General features: G+C 49.4%; 11 protein-coding genes. 9 read left to right on the plus strand and 2 right to left on the minus strand.

The genetic code is table 11. The annotated features are described in order from the left end of the window. The first annotated feature begins 88 nt into the window (after window positions 1-88). The 9 genes from yedE (at window position 89) to R5268_RS05320 (ending at window position 10,262) form a co-directional block, all read left to right on the plus strand. A complete protein-coding gene (gene yedE, locus R5268_RS05280; RefSeq protein ID WP_317418893.1) occupies window positions 89-1,168 on the plus strand; it encodes a YedE family putative selenium transporter in 1,080 nt (359 codons plus the stop codon). Next, a complete protein-coding gene (locus R5268_RS05285; protein WP_218455501.1) occupies window positions 1,158-1,427 on the plus strand; it encodes a hypothetical protein in 270 nt (89 codons plus the stop codon). Before yedE ends, R5268_RS05285 begins: the two co-directional genes overlap by 11 nt. Before the next feature lie 173 nt (window positions 1,428-1,600). After that, window positions 1,601-3,067, plus strand: coding sequence for a TrkH family potassium uptake protein (locus R5268_RS05290; RefSeq protein WP_052927463.1), 1,467 nt, complete (start codon window positions 1,601-1,603; stop codon window positions 3,065-3,067). Window positions 3,068-3,158: 91 nt separating this feature from the next. Then, complete coding sequence (locus tag R5268_RS05295; RefSeq protein WP_317418894.1) at window positions 3,159-3,650, plus strand: YbaK/EbsC family protein; 492 nt, start codon at window positions 3,159-3,161, stop codon at window positions 3,648-3,650. Window positions 3,651-4,152: 502 nt separating this feature from the next. Continuing rightward, the gene (locus R5268_RS05300; protein WP_046892247.1) at window positions 4,153-5,127 is read left to right on the plus strand and encodes a substrate-binding domain-containing protein; all 975 of its coding nucleotides are present in this window, start codon (window positions 4,153-4,155) and stop codon (window positions 5,125-5,127) included. Window positions 5,128-5,187: 60 nt separating this feature from the next. Then, window positions 5,188-6,681 (plus strand): sugar ABC transporter ATP-binding protein, encoded by a 1,494-nt coding sequence (locus R5268_RS05305; protein ID WP_230058828.1) that lies wholly within the window; start codon window positions 5,188-5,190, stop codon window positions 6,679-6,681. Next, entirely contained in the window at window positions 6,674-7,669 is a 996-nt protein-coding gene (locus R5268_RS05310) for an ABC transporter permease (protein ID WP_218455498.1), read from the plus strand. The genes R5268_RS05305 and R5268_RS05310 overlap by 8 nt, the downstream gene beginning before the upstream one ends. Further along, entirely contained in the window at window positions 7,669-8,616 is a 948-nt protein-coding gene (locus tag R5268_RS05315; RefSeq protein WP_317418937.1) for an ABC transporter permease, read from the plus strand. Before R5268_RS05310 ends, R5268_RS05315 begins: the two co-directional genes overlap by 1 nt. An 11-nt stretch (window positions 8,617-8,627) precedes the next feature. After that, window positions 8,628-10,262, plus strand: coding sequence for an FGGY-family carbohydrate kinase (locus R5268_RS05320; protein WP_046892250.1), 1,635 nt, complete (start codon window positions 8,628-8,630; stop codon window positions 10,260-10,262). Between the two features lie 117 nt (window positions 10,263-10,379). On the opposite strand, the gene R5268_RS05325 is transcribed toward R5268_RS05320, so the two are convergent. Both R5268_RS05325 and R5268_RS05330 read right to left on the minus strand, forming a co-directional pair. Beyond that, complete coding sequence (locus R5268_RS05325; RefSeq protein ID WP_317418895.1) at window positions 10,380-11,447, minus strand: ABC transporter substrate-binding protein; 1,068 nt, start codon at window positions 11,445-11,447, stop codon at window positions 10,380-10,382. A gap of 44 nt (window positions 11,448-11,491) precedes the next feature. After that, complete coding sequence (locus tag R5268_RS05330) at window positions 11,492-12,373, minus strand: PepSY-associated TM helix domain-containing protein (protein WP_317418896.1); 882 nt, start codon at window positions 12,371-12,373, stop codon at window positions 11,492-11,494. Between the last annotated feature and the right edge of the window lies 1 nt (window position 12,374).

Raw genomic sequence — 12,374 nt, forward strand, 5'->3', positions numbered from 1 at the left:
AGATATTATTTTTCACTGCGGTACATTGACCCTGTACTTAATAGGTCCTATTAGTCAGGAGATAACATCTCCATAACGGAGTCATATAATGTCCGCAACAAAAATAATTATCATCATTTCCGGTATTATTATAGGGATCAGCGCTGTACTCCTTGGTATATACGGAAACCCGCCAAATATGGGTGTTTGTGTCGCTTGTTTTATCCGGGATAGTGCAGGCAGTATGGGATTGCATAATACCGAAACCGTCCAATATCTTCGTCCTGAGATTTTTGGTTTTATTCTCGGTTCATTCGGGGCTGCGGTTATTTTTAAAGAGTTTCAGTCCAAAGCCGGTTCTGCACCGGTTATCCGCTTTACACTCGGTTTTCTGATGATGGCCGGTTGTCTGGTCTTTTTAGGGTGTCCGCTGCGGATGATCCTGCGGATTGGTGCCGGTGATTTAAATGCCGTTGTCGGGTTATTCGGCCTGGTTGCCGGTATCAGCATCGGTAGTCTGTTTATTAAAAAAGGCTTTTCATTACCGCGTAATTATCAGCAGTCAGCGGCTGAAGGTTTAATATTACCGGCCGTGTGTCTGGTGTTATTTGTGCTGTTTATTATCGACAGTTCCATTTTCAAATCCAGTGTCAAAGGGCCGGGAGCCGCTCATGCTCCGGTCTGGATGGCAATAACAGCCGGGCTTATTATCGGTGTGATTATTCAGCGTACCCGCTTCTGTTTTATCGGGATGGCGAAAAATATCTTCCTGTCACGCAATTACACGATGGCAATCGGCGTTCTCGCTCTGCTGCTGGTTGTTATTGCCGGTAATATGCTCACCGGAAAAATCAATATCGGCTTTGATAATCAGCCGATTGCGCATAATGACGGGCTGTGGAATTTCCTCTCCATGTCGCTGGTCGGATTATGCGGTGTCTTTATTACCGGCTGCCCGCTGCGGCAATTAGCTAACGCCGGACAGGGTAATACCGATGCGGCGGTCAGTGTGCTGGGAATGCTGACCGGTGCGGCCTTTGCACATAATTTTTCCTATGCCTCAAGCCCTGCCGGTGTGACTGAAAACGGTAAACTGGTTGTTATTATTGGTCTGGTACTGACTATCGCCGTCGGCCTTATTTACACCCGGCTTGCCAATAAAAAATCCGGAGCTGAGAATGTTTCATAACTATCTGTTTTATAATTATCTGTTTCTGTTCCATGTGCAGCACGGATTAAAAAAACTGAAAATCCGTTTGCAGGAAGATTCCGTGGCATCATCTGTTATCGATGCACCGCGCAAAATTACCACGGAATGTGAAACGGCACTGGCAGTACAGTTTTCTGCTGAACAGGATTATCTCAATTATACCGGTGAAAATATCCGTGAGGTCTGGCAGGTGAACGGGACCGATTATCAGCGGGTATGGGCAGACGAAACCGTGTAAAATCGTCTTTGCTGTATCATGATATGGATGGCAAGGCGGCAGCCGGATCTGCCGCCTTTTTTGATCCTGCTGCTCTGTTCAGCTGAAAACAATTTACAATCAGCGGCAATCAGTTCACTATCAGCTATTTCGTATTATCTGCTGTTTATTTTAGAAAAGCCGGTGGTCATCCTGTGATATCAACCCGTTCCCGAGTCATTATCCATCTGAGCAGTTTTTTGATAGTGATTTACAGCCTGACGCTGTTATTACCGATGCTGGTTGCGCTTATTGCGCAGGAACAGAGTTTTTTTGCGTTTGCCGGCAGCTTCCTGATTTTTTTTCCCGCAGGATTAATCTGCTGGTACCGCAGTAAAACAAGCGGACTGCAATTACAGACGCGGGATGGCTTTCTGGTTATTGCCGTTTTCTGGCTGTTATTTTCTATCATCAGCGCGATGCCGTTCTGGCTGGATGATCACCTGAACATGGCATTTGAAGATGCCTTATTTGAGGGCGTTTCCGGGATTACCACTACCGGGGCTTCAGTCTTCCATAATGTGACGGATTTACCCCGTTCCGTTTTATATTACCGTGCCCAGCTCAATTTTATCGGCGGCCTCGGTGTTATTGTTCTGGCGGTGGCGATATTCCCGTTGCTGGGTATCGGCGGAATGCGCTTATATCAGTCAGAAATGCCCGGTCCGTTTAAGGATGAAAAATTAACCCCGCGCCTGGCCAGTTCAGCCCGTAATTTGTGGTTTACCTATTTATTGCTGGGATTTCTCTGTACGGTTGCGTTTAAGCTGGCCGGAATGTCATGGTTTGACGCGTTATGTCACGGGCTTTCGACGGTGTCGCTCGGCGGGTTTTCCACCTACAGTGAAAGTATCGGTTATTTTAACAGTTCTGCGATTGAACTGGTGGCAGGTGCGTTTTCATTATTATCCGCCGTCAACTTTACCCTCTATTTTGTCGCGCTGGCAAAACGCAGCCTGAAGCCCTTATTCAGTAATACGGAATTACGGTTTTATTTTGCAGTGGCCGCCTTTATTATCGCCCTGGTCTTTTTTGAGGTCTGGCGGGCAAATATGTATTCTTCCGCGGAAGAGTCTTTTGTACATGCCTTTTTTCTGACCAGTTCCATGCTGACGGATAACGGACTCGCCACCGGTGATTATGCGCAATGGCCGTCTCATATTATTGTTCTCCTGCTGTTTGCCAGCTTTTTCGGCGGTTGTGTCGGTTCCACCTGCGGCGGGATAAAAGCGATCCGTTTTTTAATTCTCTCCAAACAAAGCTGGCGGGAAGTCTATTCTCTTATCCATCCGCGGGCACAAACACTGATAAAGGTTGGTGATACGGTTGTTCAGCACCGGCTGATTAACTCCGTGCTGAGTTTTTTCTTCCTTTATATTATCAGTACCTGCTTTTTTATCTGGTGTCTTAACCTGATGGGGTACGATTTAATGACCTCGTTTGCCAGTGTGGCGGCCTGTATTAATAATATGGGGCTGGGATTCGGATTAACAGCGCCCGGGTTCGGGGAGATATCCCCGGCGGCAAAATATCTGCTCTGCTTCGCCATGTTATTAGGCCGTCTGGAGATATATACCCTGCTGGTGCTGCTATCGGTCAGTTTCTGGCGTAACTGGCCGTAGCCCTGTCACATTCTCAGCGCAAACGCATTGGTTTTCCCTGTGTTTTTGATTACCGTGATCGGTAGTCAAAATAAGAAACAGGGAAAGCCGTATGTCTTCATCTGATAGTATCCTCCGTAAAATCACCGCCCTTCTCGATAACCACCACGCCCGTTATGAAATAATGAGTCACGATGCTCTCGGGTTTACCTCAGATGAGGTCGCTCAGGTACGCGGTGTTGAACCGGGGCAATGCTCCAAAGCCGTGGTACTGAAAGTAAAAGGTAATGGTGTGAAGAAAAATGTGCTGGCGGTATTACCCGGAGATGAAAAAATTAACGGCGAAAAACTGGCTGGTTTTTTCGGTGGTAAAAAGATCTCTTTTGCCACCGCTGAACAGGTAAAGACATTAACTGACTGCGTTCCGGGCGCACTCGCCCCGTTTACCTTTAACCCGGAACTGGAACTGGTGATTGACCCGGTGCTGTTTGAGCGTTACAGCGATATCGCCTTTAATGCCGGTACACTGACAGAAACCATTGTTCTGAATGCGGATGATTACCGGACGATTGTGAAACCACAGGAATTCAGCTTTATTCTGTGATACGGTTTTCTCCATAAATAAAAAATAGCTTATAAATCAAATAACAAACAAAAAAAACGTCTTATTTTTGTTTTTTTATTTCACAAATAAAAGGGGTTATCGTTTTTATTATGTGATTTTTATCACATTAAAATGAAACAAACACTTTTGTTACATTGAAAACAATCGGTTCAGCCCGATTTTATCGAAAGTCATTAGTGATTTAACAAATGTCAATAAGAATAATTTTATAGCGGTAAGAATAAAACACAATTATTGTTACTTGTTGTTGATTATTTTGTTAATTTAATGTTACTTTGATGCAATGATGCGTAATTAAATTACATAAAAATATTAATTAAACAATTTATTATTAATTTTGCAACATTGTGATATCAATAATGGGCGCAGATCACATTTTTAACGTCCGCTCCCCCTTTTTATTATCCCGGCTCCTATAGTCAGGCTTCTATTTGGTCTCCCTGCAACACTCTCTGTATCCATATAAAAAGGGTTATTACCGATGAAGAAATCATTTTTTAAAGTCGCTGCATTATCTGTTGCGCTTTTCTCTGCCAGCGTCATGGCAAAAGAATACGAAATCGTCAACGTCGTCAAAGTCTCCGGGATTCCATGGTTTAACCAGATGGATAAAGGGGTTCAGCAGGCGGCAAAAGATCTGGGTGTCAATGCGTATCAGGTCGGCCCTTCCACGCCGGACCCGGCTCAGCAGGTAAAAATTATTGAAGACCTGATTGCCAAGAAAGTCGATGCGATTACCGTTGTTCCGAACGACGTGACTGTTCTTGAGCCGGTCTTTAAGAAAGCCCGTGAACAAGGCATCGTGGTGCTGACTCACGAAGCGCCGGACGGTCATAACGCTGACTGGGATATCGAAACTATCGATAACGATGCTTATGCCAAAGCCACAATGGATGAGCTGGCGAAAAACATGGGCGGCAAAGGCGGCTATGTGATTTATGTCGGTTCCCTGACGGTGCCTCTGCACAATAACTGGGCGAATCTGGCGGTTGAGTATCAGAAGAAAACCTATCCGGAAATGTTTGAAGTGACCAGCCGTATGCCGGTTGCCGAAAGCATTGATGCCTCTTTCGCGGCAACCAATGATCTGATGAAAGCCCATCCGGAAATGAAAGGGATTGTCTCTTACGGTTCGCTGGGTCTGATTGGTGCCGGTGAGGCCATCAAGAAAAAACGTGCGAAAAATAAAATCAGCACCGCAGGTATCCTGATGCCGGCCCAGGCTGCGCCATACCTGAAAGGCGGCGAGATCAAGAAAGGTTACCTGTGGAACCCGGCTGATGCGGGTTACGCACTGGTTTCTGTCTCCAAAGATATACTGGACGGCAAGAAAGTCGCCGATGGCGTGGAAGTCAAAGATCTGGGTAAAGCCGAAATCGATACTCAGAAACAGGTGATTAAATTCAATAAAATCCTGGAAGTTGACGGCAATAACGCCACCTCGCTCGGTTTCTGATCCTTCTCTATTTTTTGTTAAAAAGGGCAGCATGCGTGCTGCCCTGTTATGGGCTGGTATATGTCAAAAGACGCACTGATTACCTTAAAACAGGTTTCCAAACACTTCGGCTCCGTCATTGCACTCGATAATATAAATCTGACGTTTAACCGGGGTGAGGTTCATTGTCTCGCCGGCAAGAATGGCTGCGGCAAAAGTACCTTATTCAAGGTGATCTCCGGTGTTCATCCGCCGGAAAAGGGCGCGGAAATTATTATTAACGGGCAGAGCTACAGCAGGTTAAACCCGCAGCAATCTATTGAGCAGGGTATTCAGGTGATTTACCAGGATCTCTCGCTCTTTCCTAACCTGACCGTTGCTGAAAATATTGTGATTCAGGAACATGTCAGGTGGTACAAAGGGCTGGCTAACCGCCGCCGCCAGATGAAACAGGCGCAGGAAATTATCAGCCGTATTGGCTTGTCCCTGCCCCTGCATAAACGTGTTGAACAACTTTCCATTGCTGAATGTCAGCTGGTCGCTATCTGCCGCGCGATGGCAAATGATGCCCGGCTGGTGATTATGGATGAACCGACAGCCTCACTGACGCGCAGTGAAGTCAATCAGCTGATCCGCGTGGTCGCTGATTTGAAAGAAAACGGCGTCACAGTGGTGTTTGTCAGCCATAAGCTCGATGAAGTGATGGAAATTTCCGACCGGATCTCCGTGATCCGTGACGGAAAACTGATCGGAACGTATGACGCGGATAAGATGAACAGTGATGAGCTGGCCTATCTTATGACGGGTCAGCGTTTCGAGTTCACACCACTTTCTGCGTACAACACCGGGGGACTCTTACGTCTCAGCGCAGAGAAACTGACCAAGCAACATCAATTTTATGATATTGACCTGAAGCTGCATGCCGGCGAAGTGGTCAGCATTACCGGGCTGCTCGGTTCCGGACGCACAGAGTTGTGTCTGTCACTGTTCGGCATGACGAAACCGGACAGCGGCACTCTGCTGATCAACGGTTCACCGGTTCAGCTGCACTCCAACCGGGATGCGATTAATCACGGCATCGGCTATGTATCGGAAGACCGCATGAGCACCGGGCTGGTGATGGCGCAGTCCATTCACGACAACACCACCTCGGTGGTGCTGCCGCGTCTGACCCGCAAAGGCGGGCTGCTCGACCATACCCGGGCGCATGACCTGGTCAGTAAGCTGATTGAGGCACTGCAGATAAAAGTGTCCGATCCGGCGCTGCCGGTCACCAGTCTGTCCGGCGGGAACGCCCAGCGTATCGCTATCGCCAAATGGATAGCGGCGAAACCGGATATTCTGATCCTCGATTCCCCGACGGTCGGCGTTGATGTCGCCAATAAAGAGAGTATTTATCAGATCATCAGAATGCTGGCCGCTGAAGGCATGGCAATTCTGATGATCAGTGATGAAATTCCTGAAGTATTCTATAACAGTCACCGGGTCATTGTGATGAAAGAAGGTCGTTTTACCCATGAGTTCAATCCGTTAACAACAACGGAGCAGGCAATTACGGAGGCGGTTAATGCTTAAGTCATGTCGTCATCTGTTTGCACATCATGAGTTCTGGCTGGCGGTATTAATTGTGCTGCTCAGTGTGTTTCTCAGTGTCACCAATGAAGATTTTATGACACTGGGAAATGTGTTTGATATGACCACCAGCACCGCTATCCTGGCGATTATGGCCTGCGGTCTGTTTGTGGTGCTGGTCTCCGGCGGGATTGATATCTCCTTCCCGGCCACGGCGGCCACCGCGCAGTATGTGATGGCGACGTATGTGCTGTCACAGGGCGGCAATTTCTTTATCGCCTTTGCTATCGCGGCTGTAGTTGGTCTGCTGCTGGGGCTGATTAACGCCCTGCTGATCTACCGCCTGAAAGTACCGTCTATTATTATCACCATTTCCACCCTGAACGTCTTTTTCGGTCTGCTGATCTATTTCACCAACGGTGAATGGCTGTACGGCTTCCCGGAGTGGTTTATGGATGGCGTTGAGGTGATGTCATTTACCGGCAGTGACGGTTATGACTACGGTTTGTCCCTGCCGATCCTGACACTGATTGCCGTGATTATTTTCACCGGTTTTCTGATGAGCAAAACCCGTGTCGGCCGTCAGATTTATGCGGTCGGCGGTAATGCGGATGCCGCGAAGCGCGTGGGTATCAGTATTCTGGGCGTGATGCTGTTTGTTTACGGCTATATGGGTGCCCTGGCGGGGATCGCCTCTGTGGTACAGACACAAATCACCCAGTCTGTGGCACCAAATGCCCTGATGGGGTTTGAACTGACCGTGCTGGCAGCCGTGGTATTAGGCGGTGTCAGTATGACCGGCGGCAAAGGCTCGCTTACCGGGGTTATCCTCGGGGTTGCCCTGCTGGCGATTGTCAAAAACGGCCTGACCCTGGCCGGTGTACCGTCTTACTGGCACACCGTGCTGACCGGGCTAATCATTGTTATCAGTATCAGTTTCACCGCGTATAACGAAAAACGCCGTGCTGCTGCCGGAGGTCATCTGTCATGATGTCAATGCTGAATCTGCGGAGTGACCGCAACATTATTTACCTGCTGGTGATTATGGCCGCTATCCTGCTGTTGCAGGGGATGTTTAATGCAGGTGCGTTTTTCTCTGTCTCCAACTTCCAGTCGATGACCTCTCAGATGCCGCTGCTCGGCATGCTGGCGCTGGCGATGTCTGTCTGTATGCTGACAGGCGGGATCAACCTGTCCATTATCGCCACGACGAATGCCTGCGGGCTGGTGATGGCGAGTGTGATGGCGATGAGCCCGGGCGACGGTGCCATGCTGCTGCCTGCCCTGCTGGCCGGTCTGATCACGGCTGTGATTATCGGGCTGATTAACGGTTTTCTGATTGCGTTTGTCGGTGTGTCTCCGATCCTCGCCACCCTCGGGATGATGACATTAATCAACGGCCTGAATGTGCTGATTTCCGGCGGTACGGTGATTTCCGGCTTCCCGCCGTCATTACTGTGGCTGGGCAACGGTACACTGCTCGGTATTCCGATGCCGCTGATCCTGTTCCTGCTGTTTGCGTTCCTGCTGTGGGGACTGCTGGAATACACGCCGCTTGGCCGTACCGTTTATCTGATGGGTTCCAATGAGAAAGCAACGCGCTTTTCCGGCCTGAACACACAGAAAGCGACGATGGCCGTGTATGTGATTTCGTCTGTCCTGTGCTGGGTGGCCGCGATTATTATGATGGCCAAGTTTAACTCCGCCAAAGCGGGATACGGGGAATCTTATCTGCTGATCGCCATTCTGGCTTCCGTGCTCGGCGGCGTGAACCCGGACGGTGGTTTCGGTCGCATTATCGGTATTGTGCTTGCTCTGTTTGTCTTACAGATGCTGGAAAGCGGCCTGAACCTGCTGGGGGTCAGCAGTTACCTCATCATGGCGTTGTGGGGCGGTATTCTTATCTTATTTATTGCATTGCAGAAAGCCCGGTCATAAGGGAGCGGATTATGAGTGTCTATTTTATTGGTGTGGATGTCGGGAGCGGCAGCGCCCGGGCCGGGGTTTTTGATGCAGCCGGACGCAAAAAAGGCGAAGCGAAGCGGGATATCCGTCAGTTTAAACCGCAGGCGGATTATGTGGAGCAATCCTCCGATGATATCTGGCGCAGTGTGTGTCTCGCGGTAAAAGATGCCGTGGCACAGGCGCGTATCGATCCGATTCAGGTCAAAGGCCTTGGTTTTGATGCCACCTGCTCCCTGGTGGTACTGGATAAACAGGGTCAGCCGCTGACTGTCAGTCCGACCGGACGCAGCGAGCAGAACATTATTATGTGGATGGATCACCGTGCCATCAGCCAGGCACAGCGGATTAATGACACAAAACATCCGGTGCTGGCGTATGTCGGTAACCGTATCTCACCGGAGATGGAAACGCCGAAACTGTTATGGCTTAAGCAGAACATGCCGACCACCTGGGCGAAAGCGGGTTATTTCTTTGATCTGCCGGATTTTCTGACCTGGAAAGCCACTTATACCAACAGCCGGTCGCTCTGCTCCACGGTGTGCAAATGGACTTACCTCGGCCATGAAGATCGCTGGGATACCCATTTCTTCCGCCAGATAGGCCTGGACGACCTGCTGGAAAACGATGCGCAGATTATCGGCCGCGAAATCCGCCCGATGGGTGAGCCGGTCGGTAACGGCCTGACACCGAATGCAGCGGCAGATTTGGGGCTGATCCCGGGAACACCGGTTGCCACTTCTATCATTGATGCTCATGCCGGCGGGATCGGTGTGCTGGGTGCTGCTGATGCCACCGGCGCACAACCGGATTTCAATACCCGGCTGGCGCTGATTGGCGGTACTTCGTCCTGCCATATGGCGGTATCCAAAAATGCCCGCTTTATCGACGGTATCTGGGGTGCTTATTACAGTGCCATGATTCCGGGCTACTGGCTTAATGAGGGCGGACAGTCCGCGACCGGTGCGCTGATCGACCATATGATCACGTCACACCCGCAATACAGTGATGCGAAAAAACTGGCGGAACAGAATCAGCAGACTGTTTATCAGCTTCTCAACGACCGTCTGCTGGCACTGGCGGGATCAAAGGAAGATATCGCCCTGCTGACACGGCATATCCATGTGCTGCCGTATTTCCACGGCAACCGCTCACCGCGGGCGAACCCGAACCTGCGCGGTGTGGTAACGGGTCTGCGTATGACACAGACCCTCGATGATCTCGCGCTGATTTATCTGGCGACCATCCAGGCGATTGCGCTGGGCACCCGTCATATCATTGAAGAGATGAATAAGGCCGGATACGCCATTGATACCATCATGGGATGCGGCGGCGGCACCAAGAACCCGATCTTTATTCAGGAACACGCCAACGCCACCGGCTGCGCCATGCTGCTGCCGGAAGAGAGCGAAGCAGTTCTGCTGGGTTCGGCCATGCTCGGCTCAGTAGCGGCGGGCTTCTATGCCTCTATCCCGGAAGCGATGCAGGCGATGAGCCGGATCAGCAAAACGGTGACCCCGCAAACGGAGAGTATCAAACAGTTTTATGATGCCAAATACCGCGTATTCCATCAGTTGTATCATGATGACCAGCGTTACCGGCAACTGATGTCAGAAGTCTGATAATAAACAGGTTCCGGCGGATTCAGTCACCGGAACCTGTTATTATTGATGCCCTTACCTTATCTATTAAAACCGCAGGTTCTCCGGCAGCATTATGAATGGAACCGGGTATAACTGTTATTTTTCCAGCGTCACCGAAAATACACCGGTTGCGGGGATCGGCATAAACATCTCATATAATTCTTTGCGGGTCTCCTCAGGGTCCAAATCAGAAAACAGCTCCGGATGCAGCCATTTCGCCAGTGCCTGAAGTGCAATAATATTCTCCGGCGAATCATAGAAAATATGCCATAAACCATGAACTCTGCCTTTTTCAACGGCGGATAATTCACCGATCGGGCTACGCTGAGATATTACTTTCAGACTGGTTTGTGCCGCCTGCGGCGTTGCAAAATACCCCAGTGTTACGCCGCGGCTGCCTTCGGGAAAGACACCAGTGGCAACATAAACATCCGGATGGCGGCTTAAAATGTATTCCGGATTTAATTTACCAATAGCGCCCGGAATAATGGTTTCACCAATCGCCGTACCGCCGGCAAGATTAATCATATCCGTCAGACTGCCTTTGCCGGGTGAACCACAGCACTCTTGTAAACCGGGTAAATAGTCCACAAAAATCACCGGTTTCTTGTCTGCCGGAATATTCACCGGGATACGGGCAATAACATCATCCATTTTTTGCTGATAATAGTGATTAAACCGTTCCGCCTCAGCTGTTTTTCCGATAGCCTGCCCGAGAATATGCATACTTAATTGTGTGTTCTTTACCGGATGCTGGCTGAAATCCACATAAATAACCGCAATACCGGCTGATGTTAATAACCTGGCCGCTTCACTGCCGGCACCCGGTCCGTGTCCGCCTGTCATCGGTAAAATAACCAAATCAGGCTGCAATGCTAATGCCTTTTCAACACTGAAGGTATCTTCTGAGCCGCCACCCACTACAGGAACAGCATCAATCTGCGGAAAGACCGCTTTAAAAGCGGCATAACCCTGAACATCCAGATCACGAAAATCACCCTGCCAGCCGGCAATCCGTTCAAATGGCGCGTCTTTTTCCAGTATGGCGAGCGGATAAATCATTCTTCCCTCCCCCAGTAAGATCCGCTTTACATTATCCGGTACATCAACCTGACGTCCGGTAATATCGGTGACCATAACCGCCTGAGAACATAACGAGGACATTAACAACCCCGCAGATAACGCTGTTTTTAGTATTGTTGATACTGTCATTTTGTATTCCCGTTGACAGAAGAAGTATAATTACGCCGATGTTTTCTTTTTTTCCACCAGATAACAATGCCGCTGATATACAGCAGCGGCAGTAATATTCCGGAAATAAATGCGATAATAAGGCCCGGCATTCCGATACCTATATTGTGGTGTAACTGAGTAATCAGTAATTTATATTCCGGTATGACTGACAAAATATCAGGCCGAGCCAGAAAAATACCGGTAACCGCGATCAATAACAGCGGCAGTGAAAAATAGACTGCAAAAAAGTAATGCCACTGCCGCCACTTTGCTGCGCCCTGTAATCCCGGGCGGAATAAAAACAGCGCAGATATACACTGACGCCACCCTCTGCGCGGCCACCACAAAATAATCCCGCTGATAACAGAGAGGGCCAGAATAATGCCGCATAGTGAGACCAGCCAACCGCCGGAAACCGGCGGCAATAAAAGGGTCCGGTGCAGAGACACAATCTGAGAAAAAATCAGGTCATCAAAAATAATAAACCCTTTCGGTATGCCGGTTACCGGATCAATAAAGGCAATTCCCAGTTTGTCAGAATCAGAAACGGAACCAAAAACCATCGCGTTCGTTGCCGGAATAAAGCCACTTCCGGGTGCCGCTTCCCCCATCACACGGGTGAGTTCAGGGTAAGCCATCTGCGCATTCTGCCGCCAGACTTCCGGCTGCAAAAAAACAGCGGTTCCGGTTACCGGCGGCGCATAAAGCACCGCCTCACCTATTTCCCATTCCAGAACCGGTTTTTTCAGTAATAACACCGCACCAGATATTCCGAGCAGTGAAATAAAGAATCCGGCAATAATCCCCGGCCAGAAATGTAACCTGAGCCAGTTTTTACGTGTTATGTACTGAGTCATT

Origin of the sequence: Morganella sp. BCCO 40_0007 (assembly GCF_032989665.1) — a bacterium.
Classification (GTDB): Bacteria; Pseudomonadota; Gammaproteobacteria; order Enterobacterales; family Enterobacteriaceae; genus Morganella; species Morganella sibonii.